This window comes from Pseudomonas sp. 5Vm1k (assembly GCF_056161485.1).
Genome location: NZ_JBSPCZ010000003.1, coordinates 284,965 through 301,695 on the forward strand (window position 1 = coordinate 284,965; position 16,731 = coordinate 301,695).

17 protein-coding genes and 3 pseudogenes are annotated in these 16,731 nt (G+C 59.2%); 18 read left to right on the forward strand and 2 right to left on the reverse strand.

Annotated features, from left to right (window positions below; all coding sequences use genetic code 11):
- Window position 1: 1 nt before the first annotated feature.
- The 16 genes and pseudogenes from ACWIKB_RS07810 (at window position 2) to ACWIKB_RS07885 (ending at window position 13,496) form a co-directional block, all read left to right on the forward strand.
- Window positions 2–610 (forward strand): phage tail protein I, encoded by a 609-nt coding sequence (locus ACWIKB_RS07810; protein ID WP_475266064.1) that lies wholly within the window; start codon window positions 2–4, stop codon window positions 608–610.
- Window positions 603–2,195: a phage tail protein gene (locus ACWIKB_RS07815; protein ID WP_475266065.1), complete on the forward strand. Its 1,593-nt coding sequence runs from the start codon at window positions 603–605 to the stop codon at window positions 2,193–2,195. The genes ACWIKB_RS07810 and ACWIKB_RS07815 overlap by 8 nt, the downstream gene beginning before the upstream one ends.
- A gap of 8 nt (window positions 2,196–2,203) precedes the next feature.
- Entirely contained in the window at window positions 2,204–2,746 is a 543-nt protein-coding gene (locus ACWIKB_RS07820) for a DUF4376 domain-containing protein (RefSeq protein WP_475266066.1), read from the forward strand.
- Between the two features lie 104 nt (window positions 2,747–2,850).
- Window positions 2,851–4,017, forward strand: coding sequence for a phage tail sheath subtilisin-like domain-containing protein (locus tag ACWIKB_RS07825; protein WP_475266067.1), 1,167 nt, complete (start codon window positions 2,851–2,853; stop codon window positions 4,015–4,017).
- Window positions 4,018–4,029: 12 nt separating this feature from the next.
- A complete protein-coding gene (locus tag ACWIKB_RS07830; protein WP_475266068.1) occupies window positions 4,030–4,533 on the forward strand; it encodes a phage major tail tube protein in 504 nt (167 codons plus the stop codon).
- Between the two features lie 17 nt (window positions 4,534–4,550).
- Window positions 4,551–4,823, forward strand: a pseudogene (locus tag ACWIKB_RS07835) (phage tail assembly protein); the annotation flags it as partial.
- Window positions 4,824–4,859: 36 nt separating this feature from the next.
- Window positions 4,860–5,147, forward strand: coding sequence for a phage tail assembly protein (locus ACWIKB_RS07840; RefSeq protein ID WP_475266329.1), 288 nt, complete (start codon window positions 4,860–4,862; stop codon window positions 5,145–5,147).
- 150 nt (window positions 5,148–5,297) lie between these two features.
- On the forward strand, window positions 5,298–8,162 hold the full coding sequence (locus ACWIKB_RS07845) for a phage tail tape measure protein (RefSeq protein WP_475266069.1): 2,865 nt from the start codon (window positions 5,298–5,300) through the stop codon (window positions 8,160–8,162).
- Window positions 8,163–8,171: 9 nt separating this feature from the next.
- A complete protein-coding gene (locus tag ACWIKB_RS07850) occupies window positions 8,172–9,017 on the forward strand; it encodes a phage tail protein (protein WP_475266070.1) in 846 nt (281 codons plus the stop codon).
- Complete coding sequence (locus ACWIKB_RS07855; protein ID WP_475266071.1) at window positions 8,992–9,198, forward strand: tail protein X; 207 nt, start codon at window positions 8,992–8,994, stop codon at window positions 9,196–9,198. The genes ACWIKB_RS07850 and ACWIKB_RS07855 overlap by 26 nt, the downstream gene beginning before the upstream one ends.
- A 91-nt stretch (window positions 9,199–9,289) precedes the next feature.
- On the forward strand, window positions 9,290–10,339 hold the full coding sequence (locus tag ACWIKB_RS07860) for a phage late control D family protein (RefSeq protein WP_475266072.1): 1,050 nt from the start codon (window positions 9,290–9,292) through the stop codon (window positions 10,337–10,339).
- A gap of 49 nt (window positions 10,340–10,388) precedes the next feature.
- A complete protein-coding gene (locus tag ACWIKB_RS07865) occupies window positions 10,389–10,952 on the forward strand; it encodes a glycoside hydrolase family 19 protein (RefSeq protein WP_475266073.1) in 564 nt (187 codons plus the stop codon).
- Window positions 10,934–11,482: a lysis protein gene (locus tag ACWIKB_RS07870; protein WP_475266074.1), complete on the forward strand. Its 549-nt coding sequence runs from the start codon at window positions 10,934–10,936 to the stop codon at window positions 11,480–11,482. The genes ACWIKB_RS07865 and ACWIKB_RS07870 overlap by 19 nt, the downstream gene beginning before the upstream one ends.
- Window positions 11,483–11,524: 42 nt before the next feature.
- Window positions 11,525–12,235: a DUF8168 domain-containing protein gene (locus ACWIKB_RS07875; RefSeq protein ID WP_475266075.1), complete on the forward strand. Its 711-nt coding sequence runs from the start codon at window positions 11,525–11,527 to the stop codon at window positions 12,233–12,235.
- Window positions 12,236–12,340: 105 nt separating this feature from the next.
- Window positions 12,341–12,550: pseudogene (locus tag ACWIKB_RS07880) on the forward strand (lysis protein); the annotation flags it as partial.
- A 151-nt stretch (window positions 12,551–12,701) separates the two neighbouring features.
- Window positions 12,702–13,496 (forward strand): DNA adenine methylase, encoded by a 795-nt coding sequence (locus tag ACWIKB_RS07885; RefSeq protein WP_475266076.1) that lies wholly within the window; start codon window positions 12,702–12,704, stop codon window positions 13,494–13,496.
- A 220-nt stretch (window positions 13,497–13,716) separates the two neighbouring features.
- Here the strand turns inward: ACWIKB_RS07885 and ACWIKB_RS07890 are convergent.
- Window positions 13,717–14,429 (reverse strand): annotated as a pseudogene (locus ACWIKB_RS07890) (SOS response-associated peptidase family protein).
- A 95-nt stretch (window positions 14,430–14,524) separates the two neighbouring features.
- On the opposite strand from ACWIKB_RS07890, the gene ACWIKB_RS07895 reads away from it, so the two are divergent.
- Window positions 14,525–14,950 (forward strand): LexA family protein, encoded by a 426-nt coding sequence (locus tag ACWIKB_RS07895; protein WP_475266077.1) that lies wholly within the window; start codon window positions 14,525–14,527, stop codon window positions 14,948–14,950.
- Window positions 14,943–16,220 carry a translesion error-prone DNA polymerase V subunit UmuC gene (gene umuC, locus ACWIKB_RS07900; RefSeq protein ID WP_475266078.1) on the forward strand — a complete coding sequence of 426 codons (1,278 nt, stop codon included), beginning with the start codon at window positions 14,943–14,945 and terminating at the stop codon, window positions 16,218–16,220. Before ACWIKB_RS07895 ends, umuC begins: the two co-directional genes overlap by 8 nt.
- Before the next feature lie 130 nt (window positions 16,221–16,350).
- Here the strand turns inward: umuC and ACWIKB_RS07905 are convergent, their stop codons facing one another.
- Entirely contained in the window at window positions 16,351–16,713 is a 363-nt protein-coding gene (locus ACWIKB_RS07905) for a DUF6463 family protein (RefSeq protein WP_475266079.1), read from the reverse strand.
- Between the last annotated feature and the right edge of the window lie 18 nt (window positions 16,714–16,731).

Consider the following 16,731-nt stretch of genomic DNA (forward strand, 5'->3'; position numbering starts at 1 on the left):
TATGAAAAGCCTACTGCCGATCAACAGCACGCAACTGGAACGGGCCATGGAGGCCACGTTTTTCGAGAACACCATCATCCCGCTGCGCGACCTCTACAACCCTGATACCTGTCCGGTGCATTTGCTGCCGCATCTGGCGTGGGCGTGGTCGGTGGATCGCTGGGACTACCGATGGAGCGAGGCGACCAAGCGCGCGGCGATCAAGGCGTCGTACTACATCCATAAGCACAAGGGCACCAAGGGTGCGCTGCGTCGTGTGGTCGAGCCCCTGGGCTACCTGATCGAGATTATCGAGTGGTTCAACACCGTGCCTATGGGCGTGCCGGGCACCTTTGCGCTGAAGGTCGGCGTGCTTGATACCGGCATCACCGAGGAGATGTATCAGGAGCTGGAACGGCTGATTGACGACGCCAAACCGGTTACACGGCATCTAACGGGATTGGCGATCAGCCTCGAAACCCAAGGCAATTTGAACATTGCGGTGACCCTCTACGAAGGCGACGAAATCGACGTTTACCCGCCGGTGATGCGTGACATCGAGGTCACGGGCCGCTTCGGCGTGGTCGGCCGCGAACACTCCATAGACACCCTGGACGTTTATTATGATTGATGCGAATTCGCAGTTTTTCGCGACCCTCACGAATGTGGGGATGGCCAAGCAGGCAAACGCCGACGCGCTCGGCATTGCCTGGAAGATCACCGAGATGGGCGTGGGTGATGCTAATCCGGCCGGGCTGGAAAATCCGGCTAACCCCGTCCCGTCACCGGCGCAAACCAAACTGATCAACGAGTGGCGCCGAAAGCCGCTGAACCAACTGAAGATCGACCCGATCAACCCGGCGGTGATCATCGCCGAACAGGTCATTCCGGCCGATGAGGGCGGTAAGTGGATTCGTGAAATTGGCCTGTACGATTCGGACGGCGATCTGGTGGCGGTGGCCAACTGCGCGCCGAGCTTCAAGCCGTTGCTGTCGCAAGGCTCGGGGCGCACGCAAATCGTGCGCATGAACTTCATTGTCACCAGCACCGGCAGCATCACGCTGAAGATTGACCCGGCCGTGGTGCTCGCCTCCCGGGCCTACGTCGACGCGGCGATTCTGGAAGTACTGCCGAAGAACAAGACGCCCGGCGAATGGACGCGGGTTAAGACCAATGAGCGTGGGCTTGTGATGTCGGGCGACAACCCGGACACCCTGGCCGGCATGGGCATCAAGGATGGTTACACCAAGACCGAAGTCCAGTCGATGATTGCCCAGGCCTCGGCGCTGCCGGTGGGTACGATGGTGGCGTTTCCTGTGAACAAGGTAGCACCGGGATTTCTGGAAATTGACGGCAGCGTAAAGAGCATTGCTGTCTATCCTGATCTGGCGGCGTTCCTGGGGACTGCGTTCAACAAGGGCGATGAGGGCGCCGGCAATTTCCGTCTGCCTGAGTCCCGGGGCGAGTTTCTGCGCGGTTGGGATCACGGACGCGGTGTCGATGCGGGCCGTGCGATTGGTAGTTGGCAAAAGGCATCCGAACACGTCTTTGACATAGGCAGTGCGATATCGACAGTCTCGGACAGGAACGCTGCGACGTCACCGGACACGGCTTTGTCTGACATGGGATACGACGCTGTCAATGCTGCGGACTATCCGGGCGCCCAGTACACCGTGTCGACTATCAATGCCAGCTCGCCAATTATTAACAGCGATCAATTAGCCTTTGGCGGAGCACGTCCGCGAAACTTGGCGGTCATGTGGTGCATTAAGGCCTGGAACGCGCCGATCAATCAGGGAAACATTGATATCGCCGCGCTCGCGGCGTTGGCGACGCAGGCGACCGAAATCAAGCTCGGCACAGCCAAGATCGCCACGCAGGCGCAGGCTGATGCGGGCGCCGATGACGCCACGATCGTGACCCCGAAAAAGTTGCGCTGGGGGTTTCAAATCCAGAAAGCCACTAATGGCTACATCGTGTTCCCGTCGTGGCTCGGCGGCTTGATCATCCAGTGGGGAAATAACACCGCAAACGCGGCTGACGCTTTGGTGGCCTTTCCAATCCAGTTTCCAACCGCACCGGTCGCGCTGGTGTTTGGGCAGAATGAAGGGACTGTGCCCTTTCAGAACAACTACTTGGTGGCCACGGGGTTCAAATACCGAAACGCTGCTGCGACTTATCCTGATGCCTTCTCCTGGATCTGCATCGGCTACTGAGGTGAGCTATGAAGTACGCAGTATTTAATGAGGATCAGACTTTACGGACGTGCCTGATTGATGGCGTCCATCAGATCCCCGCGTCAGCTATCAAGGTTGATGACAGCCTCTTTCTCAAGATTACCCAAGAGACTGACGGCATTTGGCGTTTGGTCGACGGGAAGGTGGTCAAGGGCGAGCGCCCGGCGCCGGTGCCGGACTATGCGCTGTTGGTCGCCCTGGAGCGCTACAAGCGAGAGGCGATCGGCGTGAACATTGATGGCCTGCAAATCGAGACGACGCGTGACAGCCAGGCGCTGATTGCCAGTACCGGACTGTCTGCCGTCCTCGATCCAGAATACCGCTGCAATTTCAAAACGGTGACGGGTTTTGTCGAGATTGGTTCGGCGCAAATCATCACGATCGCCAAGGCCGTTAGGGCGCACGTCCAAGCCTGCTTTGACCGAGAGCTGATGCTGTTGCGCGCGATCGAGGCTGGCGAGTTTCACGACGACATGCTGTCGCAAGGCTGGCCGGATTCATCGCCGCCAGATCCTGCCGAGCTGCAATAAACGCCCCGCACTGACGGGGCGTTTTCTTTTCCGTTACGCGTAACACGAACATCCCTCACAGCCTCGCTTATGCGGGGCTTTTTCGTTTCTGGAGATTGAGCTTTATGAGTTTCTTTCACGGCGTTACGACCACCGATATCAAGACCGGCGCGCGCACCATCTCGCTGCCGTCGTCTTCCATCATCGGGCTGTGCGACACCTTCACCCCTGGCGTTCTCGGTGGCGGCACGGCGCTGGCCGGCGAACTGAAGTTGATCACCACCGAGCGCGAAGCCATTGCCGCCTTCGGTGCTGATTCGGCGATCACCAAGGCCTGTCAGGCGATCTACACCAAGGCCAAGGCGGTGATCGTCGCCATCGGCGTGCCCAAGCTGGAAGACGCGGCGCTGCAAACCTCGGCGATCATTGGCGGGGTGCTGGCTTCCGGTAAGCGCACCGGTCTACAGGCCTTGCTCGATGGCAAAAGCCTGTTCAACGCTCAGCCGCGGTTGTTGATTGCTCCGGGCCACACTGCCACTCAGGCGGTGGCCACCGCGCTCGATGGCCTGGCGCAGAAGCTGCGCGCCATCGGCATTATCGACGGGCCTGGGACCACCGATGAGGCCGCCATGGCTTACGCCGATAACTTCGGTAGTCGCAACCTGTTCATGGTTGATCCGGGCGTGCAGTACTGGGATACCACCCTCAGCAAAACGGTGGATGCGCCGGGTTCGGCCTGGGCGGCGGGCTTGTTCGCCTGGACTGATGCGGAGTACGGCTTCTGGGCCTCGCCATCGAACAAAGAGTTCGTAGGCATCACCGGCACGACCCGCTCCGTCGAGTACCTGGATGGCGACGAGACGTGCCGGGCCAACCTGCTGAATAACGCCAATATCACCACGATCATCCGCGACGACGGCTATCGCCTGTGGGGCAACCGCACGCTGTCCAGCGATCCGAAATGGGCGTTCGTCACTCGCGTTCGCACGCTGTTCATCCTCATGGATGCGGTGCAGGCCGGTCACAAGTGGGCCGTTGACCGCTCGATCACCAAGACCTACGTCAAGGATGTGACTGACGGCCTGGAAGCGTTCATGCGCGACCTGAAAGCCCAGGGCGCGATTATCAATTTCGAGGTCTACCCGGACACCGAGCTGAACACAGCCAGCCAGATTGCCCAGGGCAAAGTCTATTGGCGCATTCGCTTCACCGACGTGCCGCCGGCCGAAAACCCGAATTTCCTTTTCGAAGTCACCGATCAGTGGATGACCGAAGTTCTTGAAGCAGCCTAAGGGGCCCAGTCAATGATTCCTCAAACTTTGTTTAACACGAACCTGTTTGTTGACGGCGTGAACTTCGCCGGCGACGTGCCGAGTCTGACCCTGCCCAAGCTGACCACTAAGACCGACGAGTATCGCGGCGGCGGCATGGCCGGTTCCATTGAGATGGACCAGGGCCTTGAAAAAATGGAAGCGTCCTTTGTCACCAAGGGCGTGCGCCGTGAGTCGTTGAAGTACTTCGGTCTGGCCGATGGCACGGCCTTCAATTCCACTTTCCGGGGCGCCTTCAAGGGGCAGAAAGGCGCGGTGACGGCCGTGGTCGCCACCCTGCGCGGTCGGCTCAAAGAGGTCGATCTGGGTGACTGGAAAGCCGGTGACCCGGCCGAGATTAAACACGCCATTGCAGTCGCTTACTACAAGCTCGAAATCGACGGCCGCCTGATGTACGAAATCGACATGGTCGCCGGCATTCAAGTGGTCGACGGCAAAGACCAACTCGCCGAAGTGCGCACCGCACTCGGCCTCTAAGGGAATAGATCCAGATGATGAATCAAGCTGAAAAAGCGTTGCCGTCCTGGCTGTCGGTCACCGCTGCGCAGGCCATCGTGACCCTCTCGCGTCCCAGCGAAGCTAATGGGGTGCAGGTCGACAAAGTGACCCTGCGCTCGCCGACGTTGCGCGAAGAACGCGCGGCCGACCGAGCGGCGCAAGGGGATGCCGAACAACGTGAGCTGATGTTGTTTGCCGGACTGGCTGAGATGGGGCTCAAGGATATTGAAGGCCTGCTGTTGTTGGACTACCACCGCCTGCAGGAAGGCTATTCAAGGCTGGTGCCGCAACTCACGGATCCGACGTTGCTGCCGGCCTGGTTGTCGGTCACGGCGGACAACGTTCAGGTGACGTTGTCGTGCCCGAGCGAAGTCAGTTCGGTGCAGGTTGATGTGTTGAACCTGCGCTCCCCAACCGTACGCGAGGTGCGGGCGGCGGATCGGGCGGCCAATGGCAATGCCGAACAGCGTGAGCTGACCTTGTTTGCTGAGTTGACCGGCGCCGGCATTGCCGATCTGGAGGGCCTGAAACTGGTGGACTACTACCGCTTGCAGGCCGGCTATTTTCGCCTGGTGCACGACGACGGGGTTTGATCCCGGGGTTATGAAAATGGCGGCGAAACGTCTGGCGGCGGAAACCGGATTTTCCGCCGCCGAAATACTGACGATGCCATTTGCCGAGATGGTCTGGTGGCTCACGGATTGAGCCGCTACCGGTAATGCTGTGCAACGGGGAGCCATGACATGGCGAACAAGATCGCCCTCGGGCTGGTGATTGGCGGTGCCGTCAGTTCGACGGTCGGTGCTGCCTTCAAAGACGTGACGGGGCGCATCAAGCGCCTCGAGGCGGAAGGCAACAAGGCGCGCGTACTGCAGCGCACGATTGGCGACACCATTCGCCTGCGCGATGAATGGAAAAAGGCCCACGACAGCGGCGCCGCTGGGGCGTCCAAATTGCTCAGCCGGTTGAATTCGAATCTCGACAGTTTGAAAAAGCAGGGCGTCGAGGTCGGCCGACTGGGCAAGGCCTATCAGGCCATGGGCCAGGCCGCGAAAAAGGCCGAGTTTAGGGCCAAGGGTTATCAGCAGCTCGATGCCGGCAAGGCCGGTATGAAAAGCGCAGTCGGTGCAGCGGTGGTCGGTGTCGGCGCCATGGCCGTGCCGACGAAAGTCAGCGCGGACTTCGGGGCCATTGTTCGTGATATCGCGATCAAGGCCGGGATTGCCAACAAGCCACAAGAACAGGAGATGTCGCGCAAGATCATCGATACCTCGCGTGACACCGGCATGGCGCGCAACGACGTGGCCGACGTGGTCAACCAGTTGGTTGGCGCCGGTATGGAATTGAGCAAGGCCCTGGAATACGCACCCGTCGCGGCCAAGTTTGTCGTGGGACAGGGGTCGAGCGGTGTCGACACGGCGAAGATGATCAACGCCCTGGGGCAGAACGCCAAGATCACTGACCCCAAGCAGATGCAGCAGGCACTGGAGGCGATTGCCTACCAAGGGCAGGCAGGCAGCTTTGAAGCGGCCGACATGGCCAAGTGGTTCCCTGAACTGCTGGCCAACATGGGCAGCATTGGCATTACCGGCATGGATGCGGTGACGCAGCTGGGCGCGATGCTGCAGGTGCAGATGAAGACCGCCGGCAGTTCGGATGAAGCGGCGAACAACCTGAAAAACTGGATGGGCAAGATCGGCTCGACCGATACGGTCCAGGCCTACAAAAAGGCCGGCATCGACTACAAGGGTTCGATGCAGACCGGGTTACAAAACGGGATGTCCACGCTGGAAACCAGCATGGCGTTGGCGCAGAAGTACATTCAGGCTACCGATCCGAAACGCGCGGCGGCCATGGCCGAGGCGACGGCCAAGATCAGCAAGGAGGCGGATCCGGAGAAAGCCAAGGCAATGATGGCCTCGCTCGAAGAGTCCCTACGCACCGGTGACCTGTTCGCTGACATGCAGGTCAAGGCCGCGCTGTCGGCCTTCATGCAGAATAAGGCGCTGTACAGTCAGTTGAAAAACGACTCACGCGATGCCACCGGCATCCTCGACAAAAACCTCAGTGAGCGTCGCGAGTCGTCGTCGCAGAAGTGGGCCGAAATGGCACAGTCGATGGATGACGCCATGCGCAGCATCGGTGATGCTCTGCGCCCCGTCACAGACACCGTGGCCGAGGCGCTGACCAAAGTCACCAAAAGCATTACCTCGATGTCTGACAGCGCGCCCGGGGTGGTGACGGGGATCGCGTTGGTCGGCGGTGGACTGATCACGCTCAAGGGCCTGTTCAGTTCGTTCAAGATGGGTAAAGGCTTGTTCAACCTGGCACGCGGTTCGTTGAGTGGCGGCAAGGCCGGTGAAGTGCAAAAGGTCTTTGTCACCAACTCCAAGGATGGTGACGGCGATGGCAAGGACGAACCCAAGGGCAAGGCCGGCAAAGCGCTCTCCCTGGTAGAAACCGGGCTCAAGGCAGTCGCCGCGCTCAAGGGCGGATCTGCCGATGCGGAGGGTGACGACGATAAGGCGGACGGCAAGGCCGACAAGAAGCCCGGCAAATTCGATCTGGTTGCGACCGGCCTCAAGGTGGTTTCGCTGGCGAAGGAAGCGGCCTCAGGAGGCGACGAGGAGGGCGGCAAGCCGGGCTCGGATGACGACGGCGTCAAGAAGGTTTTCGTGGTTAACGCGGGGGCTATGGGTGGCGCCGCTGATGGCCCTGGCGAAACACGCCGTCGGGGTCGTGGTGGGCGGCGCGGTTCTTCGCGTCGTCGACCGGGCGGTGCGGGACGCCCCCCGGTGCCACGGCCGCCGGTGCCGCTGCCACGTCCGCCGATTCCACCGGTGCCAGTTCCAGCCGGGGCAATGGGCAAGCTGGGCGGGGTGGTGCAAGCGGTCGGCAAAATTGGCAAAGCCGCCAAGATGATCCCCGGCGGCTCGCTGATGGAGGCCGGCGCTATGGCATTCGACACCTACGAGAATGCCAAGACCCAGGACGAAAAGGCCGAAGGTTATGGTGCCGCCGCCGGTAATCTGGCCGGGACCATGGCCGGCGCTGCAGCAGGGGCGGCTATTGGTTCGGTGGTTCCGATCATTGGCACCGCCATCGGCGGCTTGATTGGCGCCTACCTCGGCAGTCAGGGGGGGCAGGCGTTGGGTGGCTCCCTCGGTAAGTCGCTGTTCGGTGGCGAAGAGGAAAAGCCCGCCCCGCCGGTAACGCCGTTGCTGATGGCGCCACGCCCAGGTCCGGCTATTCCCAGCTTGGCCACCATGGGCCAGTCCTTCAACGGGGCGAACGGTTCGGGGGCGTTGCTGATGGCCGCGCCAGCGACGCCGCCAAGCCCCGCGCTGGGCGATGTCGCGCGGTCGTTGGCGGTTCAGGCTGCGGCCAAACCGGCGGCCGTATCGATCCAACCCAAGGAGCCGGAGAAACCGACACCGACCCAAGTGGATCAGCAGTTTCAGTACTCGCTGAACATGCCGGTCACGGTGCAAGGGGATGTCAAAGACCCGCAACGCCTGGCCCAGGATCTGATGCCGCACATGCGACTCATGATGGCGGACGCGGCGAAACAGAACGCCGCCAAGCTGTACGACGAACCTCATCTGTAAGGAGGCCTTATGGCTTATATGGAGCAGCTGCAATCGGGCCTCAAGTACCTGGTCGAAGCGGGAGAGGCCGGGCGGCGCAGTGCGGACGGCATGCTGGGGCCGGTTAACGGCGCGATCAGTGAGTTGACCGGCGCCGCGTCGGAGCTGGAAAACATCCCGTTCGTGGGGCCGGCTATCGGCGCCAAGTTGCAGCGGGTGATGCGCAGCGTGGACGCGGCCCAGGCCAAAGTCGGCCAGGTGGTGGCGGTGTACGGTCGTGCGACACGGGCGGCCAGCGAAGTTCAGGAACGGCTGGGCACGCTGAAGGAACAGGCGGGCAAGGCGGCGACGGCGATCAATAACATCGCCGGCAAGGTCAGTCCGTCGTTAGCCAACATCGTGCCCACCAGCTCCTTTGCTGTGGATGCCACGCCGGCACCGGAAGCGGTGAAGCCGTTTCCGCACTTGCTGATCATCCAGCCCCGCGACCCGAAGATTCAGCCCTATTACTTCAACCTGGACACGGCGGCCTTCGACGAGCTGAGCCGCTCGACCGAATTCCGCTGGGCTTCCCAGGAGCGCCTGACACGCCGCCCGGCGCAGCAGGCCGTAGGCATGGGCGAGGAAAAGCTCACCCTCAAAGGGACGATTTACCCGGGCTTCAAGGGTGGCCTCAAACAGCTCGATACGTTGCGCACCATCGGCGCCAGGCTTCAGCCACTGACCCTGACCACGGGCTACGGCGAGGTGATCGGGACCTGGTGCCTGAAGACCATCAACGAGGAACAAGGCGCGCTGCTGCACGGCGGGATTCCCCGTAAACAAGGGTTCACTCTGGAGTTTGCGCGCTATGGCGACGACATGCAGAACGTCTGATGGGGACATGCTCGATGTCATTTGTCACAACGTTTACGGCCATCTGAACGGCAGCACCGAGGCGGTGCTTGATGCCAATCAGGGGCTGGCGGACGAGCCCCAGCCCTACCGCGCGGGCGTGGTGATCGTGCTGCCGGATCTGCCCAGTCCTACCGAGGAGGGGATCAGCTTGTGGGATTGACCTCGGGCACCGCCGGCAGCCCGTTGCGTTACGCGTAACGACACTTTGTTTTTTGACCCGCCCTGTGCGGGCTTTTTTTTGGACAGAATCCATGACACCCACCTTTCGAATCGTCGCCGACGGCGCCGATATCACGGCGCTGATCAATGATCGGCTATTGTTGCTGCGCACCTCTGACAAGCCGGGCATGGACTCCGACGAGTTCGAGTTGCGCATCGATGACCGTGATGGGCAGGTAAAGCTGCCTCGGCGTGGCAGCTCAATCGAGATCTACCTGGGCTATGCCGAAACGTCCCTGGCTCGCCTGGGGCGTTACGCGGTGGACACGGTCGAGGTGTCGGGGCCGCCGGACACCATCGTGATCAAGGGCAAGGCCAGCGACATGCGCGGCAGTGGCAAGACCATCCGTAGCGGGAGTTGGGAGGACGTACCGCTGTCGAAGATCGTGGCCGACATCGCCGCGCGCAATGGCTGGCAGCCGGTGTGCCCAGTGACGACGAAAGTTGCCCGGGTGGATCAGCTCAACGAGTCCGATTTTAATTTCATCACGCGCCTGGCCAAGCAATACGACTGCACGGCCAAGGTCGCCGACGGCAAGCTGTTGGTGATGCCGCGTCAAGGTGGCCAGACCGCCAGTGGCAAGACGTTCGGCGCGATCACCCTGACGAAGAGCGACCTCAGCCGTTGGCAGTTCAGCCTCGGGGATCGCAACTCGCACAAGGCCGTGGCGACCAAACATCAGAACAAGAAGGACGGCAAGCTGGCGGTGGTCACCATCGACAACGACGACGCCCCGGATGGCTTGCCGGCGGTGCACACCGACCGCCATATCTACCCGAACAAGACCGCCGCCGAGTCGGCCGCCAAGGCACGCTTGGCGGCGTTCAATCGCTCGACCGCCGACGTGCGTCTGGAGATGCCCGGCCGGACGGACATCTTTGCCGAGCGGCCGATCAACGCCCAGGGGTTCAAGGTCGGCCTCGATGGCGAGTACCTGGCGGATTCGGTCGAGCAGGTATTCACCCAATCCGGCTGGTCGACCACGGTCGAGTGCAATGCCGGTAAGGGAGGAAAATCAAAAGGCAAGAAAAAGAAAGCCGCGAAACCGCCGCTCAAGGTGGTAAGCATCGAGAAGCTGTAACGCATCCCATGGCCGCCTGAGTGCGGTTTTTTTACGTCTGGAGTTTTATATGCCCGTCACTGAACAACAGCTGCAACGCATCATGCCGAACGCCCGCCGCCAAGCGGGCGTTTTTGTATCCGTCCTCAATGCGGCGATGGTCCACCGGCAGATCAACACACCGAAACGCCAGGCGGCGTTCCTCGCGCAGATTGGCCATGAGTCGGGTCAGCTGCAGTACGTCCGCGAACTGGGCGGCGATCAGTATCTGAGCAAGTACGACACCGGCAATCTGGCTGCGAACCTGGGCAACACGCCGGCAGCGGACGGCGATGGCCAGCGCTATCGCGGTCGCGGCCTGATTCAGGTGACCGGCCATAACAATTACCTGCGCTGTAGTCTCGCGTTGTTTGGCGACGAGCGATTGCTGCGCACTCCTGAGTTGCTGGAGCTGCCGCAATGGGCCGCCGAGTCGGCCGCATGGTTCTGGTGGGTGCGCGAGCTGAACGCGCTGGCGGATCGGGACGAGTTCGAGGCGATCACCCGCAAGATCAACGGTGGCCTCAATGGGCTGGATAATCGGTTGGAGTTGTGGAAGCGGGCGAGGGCGGTGCTATGCGTCTCGTCGACTTGATCCCGGCGCCGTATCGGCTGCTGGCCAACGGCGTGCTGCTGGCCGCGTTGGCCGGTGGCTCTGCCGCGCTGGCCTGGCAGGCTCAGGACTGGCGCTACGGCTTGCAGCTTGAACAACAAGCGCGCCTGCAGGCGGAGGCCCTCAACCAACAGACCTTGGCAGCGGCGACCCAGCAACAGGCCGAGCAGGACAAACGTCTGGCGCTGGAGCAACGGCTTTCAGTCAGTGAACAAACCCATTACCGAGTCCTGAGCGATGCCCAACGTGATCAAGGTCGCCTGCGCGACCGCCTTGCCACTGCTGATCTGCGCCTGTCAGTCCTACTCGACGCCACAGCTGTTGTCGGCGGCGACTCAATGCCAGCCACCACCGCCACCGGCGGCGTGGTTCATGGCGCCACAAGAGCCCAACTTGACCCAGCGCATGCTCAACGAATTATCGGCATCACCGATGCCGGCGATCGGGGATTGATCGCACTGGCGGCTTGCCAGGCATACGCAGGGGGAATCTCACAAAGACCTAATAGGTAGACTATCATCAATCAACTTATAGTTAATCTTGGGATTGATTTGATGGAGAACTATTTTTTTCAAGGAATAGTGTTGCCGGAACGCGCTAGATTAGATGCTGAGTGGAAAGTAAAAGGGCAGCATCTATCTAGTGGTGGCTTTTGCTCTGCGAAGATTTCGATTCTATTTAATCAAGTGGCGTTGTGGCTGGAAGTCGAGCGCGAAATGTCGATTGTCGACTTGAAGAATATCGCAACTTATCTTGTTGTTGATCAGTTATACGTTTATTCATTTTTAGTTGGTTGTACATTTGATTTTCAGCTTACCAGATTGATAAATCAGGAAAGGCAGATTGATTGGGTTTACGGAGCAGATAATTCTGTAATCTATGGGCGAAGAAATTTAGGAGAGTTGGAGGTTTCTATAGGAAAAATACGCGCCCTTCAAATGGGTGAGCATGGTGCTTTAATTCATAGAGCTCTAAGTGATTTGTCTTCGGCTATGCGTTATCGGGAGGACTCGGCATTTTATTGCTATCGAGCTATAGAGTCACTTAAACAGCACTACTGTGCTGTCAGTGGTGTCAGTGTTAACGATAATCAAAAGTGGATTGTATTTCGGGAGGCTAATAACTTTAGTGAGGATCAAATTAGGTGGTTTAGCAAGTTGGCGGCGGGGCCTCGACATGGAAGTCTTTCGCTAGTCGATGCTGATCAATATGAAGAGCTTCTAAAGAAAACTTGGGATTTAGTTGATAGTTATCTTTCTATATGAATATTTTTCTGTCCGTCGTTTTACTGAACTTTTAAACTTGATTTTCGAGTGTATGCAAGAGCTTGTTAAGTACAAACACCGCCTGCAAATCCTGATGAGTGCCCGTCAGTCCTACTCGACGCCACCACTGTTGCCGGTGGTGACCCTATGCCAGCCACCACCACCCCCGGCGGCGTGGTTCATGGCCCCACAAGAGTCCAACTTGACCCAGCACATGCTCAACGAATTATCGGCATCACCGATGCCGGCGATCAAGGACTGATCGCCTTGGCGGCCTGTCAGGCCTACGCCAAAGAAGTCTCAACACCGAAGTGAAAAAAGAGCGGCCGGGCTGGATGCGTCAACATCCAACCCGACCGCCGTCCCTGCAGATTGTCCCTGCAAGTCCAGCCAAGGCTCTTACTCCGTGCACGAAGCGCGGCGAGCCTGGCACCTGTTTATCCATACAGTAAAAGGTCTTGCTCTCATGTCTACACCCATCATCCCTTGGATGGGCGGCAAACGCCGCCTTGCCGACCGTCTCATTCCGCTTTTTCCGCCTCACGAATGCTACGTTGAAGTCTTTGCCGGCGGTGCCGCGCTGTACTTCATGCGACCCCAAGCCGCGCCAGTTGAAGTCCTCAACGACATCAACGGCGACCTAGTCACGCTGTATCGCGTCGTGCAGAACCATCTGGAAGAATTCGTTCGCCAATTCAAATGGGCGCTGAGTTCTCGCCAAGTGTTCGAGTGGCAGAAGATGACCCGCCCCGAAACCCTTACCGACATCCAGCGCGCCGCCCGATTCTTCTACCTGCAGCAGCATGCCTTCGCCGGCAAGGTCACCGGGCAGACATTCGGCACGGCGACCACTGCTCCGGCCATCAACCTGCTGCGGATCGAGGAAAATCTCTCGGTCGCGTGGCAGCGCCTGTCCGGCACCTACGTCGAAAACCTCCCCTGGCTTGAATGCGTTGAACGCTACGACCGCGCCCACGCCTTCCACTACATGGATCCGCCTTACTGGCAGACCGCCGGTTATGGCGTGGACTTTCCGTTCGAGAACTACGAGCGGATGGCCGACTTTATGCGCCGTTGCAAAGGAAAGGTAATGGTCAGCATCAACGACCACCCGGACATCCGTCGCGTGTTCGAAGGCTTTCACTTTGAGACGCTCGACATCCGTTACTGCAATACCAACCAGCGGCAGGGGAAGGCCGAGGTCAGCGGTGAACTAGTGATCATGAACTGGGAGCCAGCCGCGCTGGGGGGGTTATTTTAAAAGCTGAATAAAACTTATTTAGCCCGTTCTGTGTCAATGGTTTTCTGGCACTAAACTAGTATTGCCAGTGACCTATGTGTTTCATCATTACCGTCCACCAAATTGATATAATTCTATGAACAGACAACTGGCCGGGCTTTCCTTTCTGATTACGCTCGTGTGGGTGTCTGTCGTGGTGCTTGTCATTTATTGGATGTCGCGCTGAAGGCAGTGGTCCACCTCAGCCATTCCCCTTTTCGTCGCCACCGGTAACCTTGCTTTTGGGCTCGATTAGTTCCGGCCCATGGTTGCGAACGTTGCCCACGGCGCGATCCACCTGGAACCACTCGAACGCCTCAGTTGGCTCTCCCTGCAGCAACACCATCTGTTCGGCACGTTCTTTGGGCGTGACGGGGCTAGCCATTCCCGGGCCAGCTCCGGCGATAGCGTCGCCGGGCGCCGGTCATGGATGTCCACCATACCGCCGGCGCTGTCGGCGGTGATGATGACAAAGCCATCGTGCTCGCTGGGGGCATGTTCGGAGTTCGGGTACTGACCAATCGCGGCGCACAGTATCGGTGCTCGATCCTTCCGGCGAATCAGGTAGGGCTGCTTCTTCGGTCCACCTTCATCCACCCATTCGAACCAGTTGTCGATGGCGATGATCGCCCGGTGCGGCCAAATTGCGCGGAAGAATGGGCCGTGGGCGACCTTCTCGACCCGGGCGTTGATCGGCGCCGCGCGATCTTTGGCCCAGTGTGGGCGCCACCCCCAGCGCACCATGTCGGCGTGCAGGTATTGGCCTTCCTGGTGGAAGATAGCGAGCTGAGTTGTCGGTGCGGCGTTGTAGCGCTCGAAGGGCTGATCGCCGGTGTTATTGATCAGGGCGTTGGGCATGCTCAACGCTGCAACGAAGTCGTGGATGCCGCTGTATTGCGAAAGTCGTCCGCACATAGCTTGCCCGCCTATCAGATATTTCCTACAGAAATTGACCGCAAGCCGCTCTGAAAGTTAACTGTACATTCGTACAGTATCGGAAGTCGTGCGTCATGAGCTTTTCAATTCTAGGCCCTATTGCGGTGGGTGGTCGAAAGCTACCTCTATGTCTGTTTCAGGTGCCGGCTGGATTTCCATCTCCGGCGGCAGATCACATCGAGGCGCACATATCACTGGATGAGGTGTTGAATATCCGCGCGCCGCACGTCTACCTGGTGACAATCATCGGGGAAAGCATGCAGGGTGCTGGGATTTTTGAGGGTGACCTGGCGATAGTCGACCGGTCGCTTGAGCCGGCCCACGGCCACATCGTGGTGGCATTGTTGAATAACGACCCGGTTTGCAAGCGCCTGTGCTTTCGGGGCAAGGACGTAATCCTGCTGTCGGAAAACCCTAAATATCCACCGCGATATGTGCTTGAGGGTGACGAGCTTTCAATCTGGGGCGTGATCACCGGCAGCGTGCGCAGCCATGTCTAAGTCGCTGCCGGTGTTTGGTCTGATTGACTGCAACAGCTTTTACGCCAGTTGCGAGCGTGTGTTCCGCCCAGACCTGGCCAAGGTGCCCATCGTGGTTCTGTCCAATAATGACGGTTGCGTCATCGCGCGCAGTTACGATGCCAAGCCCTTTGTGAAGATGGGCGAGCCGTATTTCCAGATCAAGCACAAGCTGCGGCAATACGGCATCGTCGCGTTCTCGTCGAACTATGCCCTGTACGGTGACATGAGCGAGCGGGTCATGACCTTGATTGAGACGTTAGTTCCCGCGGTCGAGGTGTACAGCATTGATGAGGCTTTTGCCGATCTCACAGGCATTGAGGGCCTGGACGTGCTCGGCCGACAGATTCGTAGCCAGGTGCTGCGCTGCACAGGCATCCCGGTCGGCGTTGGCATCGCTCCCACCAAGACCTTGGCCAAGCTGGCCAACCACACGGCAAAACGCTTACAGGCCCAGACCGGTGGCGTCGTGAATATTTGCGACCAGGTGAAACGCGATTGGGTGCTTCGCAATACTGACGTGGCCGAGGTTTGGGGGGTAGGGCGACGTATGAAGATGCACCTGAATGCCATGGGTATTAAAACTGCCATGGACCTGGCCAAGGCCGACGCGTGGACGCTGCGCAAGAATTTCAGCGTCGTCATCGAGAAGACGGCGCGGGAACTGGCCGGCACGCCGTGCCTGGAACTGGATGAACCAGACCCGCCGAAACAGGAGATTTGCTGCAGCCGGATGTTCGGTAAACGATTGAAGGAACTGCCGCCAATCAAGGAGGCCGTGGCCACGTACATGATGCGGGCTTCGGAAAAGCTCAGAGCCCAGAAATCCCTGTGCAAGAAGGTCCGCGTCAGCATCCGCACCGGCATGTTTAATCCCGAGGAAGCCAAATACGCGAATGGTGTGGTGGTTGACTTGCCGTACCCGACGGACGACGTTCGTTTGCTGACCAAGGCGGCAGTCGACGCACTTGATCGGGTGTTCCGCCTGGGATTCAACTACAGCAAGGCCGAGGTGATGCTGCTGAACCTGTGCCAGCAGGGTGAATACACGGACGATCTGTTCGCCACCTCCCAGCCCGCCGAGGCGACACGGGTAATGGCGGTGCTGGATCAGATCAATGGGCGGTGGGGCAGAGGGACGCTTCGAGCCGCCAGCGTGCCCACAAACCCCGACTGGGGCATGCGCCGGGAGATGATGAGCCAGAGTTATACGACCAGGCTTGATCAGCTGTGGGAGGTGGCTTGCAAATAGTGATGTGCACGGAAAGGCCTAGCCATCAATCACAGGCATCATTCACAGCCTTTTCGGCGCGTGTCATTTCCTGCTTGGTTGAGGCCCTCGCGAGATACGAGTGTGTGAGGCTAATGCCTTGAACCGTTTGTCAGGCGTACAAACCATACCCTGCCGCGATGATCAGCGGAGAAACCAGCAGCGTTGCCCAGAATCCCGATTTTGGAACAGCAATGACGCAAATGATCGAGATCATCAGCACATAGATGCCAACAATTTTAAGTAGCGTGAGATCGCCAACGGCTACGGCGTGAATCGCTGTCTGCCCTGCGAGCATAAAAAGCGGTCCCAACATGGTAAACCAGAGGGCAGTACGCCGATCTTCGTGCGCTTTGAATTGATCAACGAAGCCAGAGTCTACAGCGGCGGTGAATGCTGTTTTGAACTTGATAATACCGAAAGGAATATGGAAGACGCCCAAGGCGAACAGGGTCCATGCGACGATGTTTGACATGTCTTATATGCTCCGTAA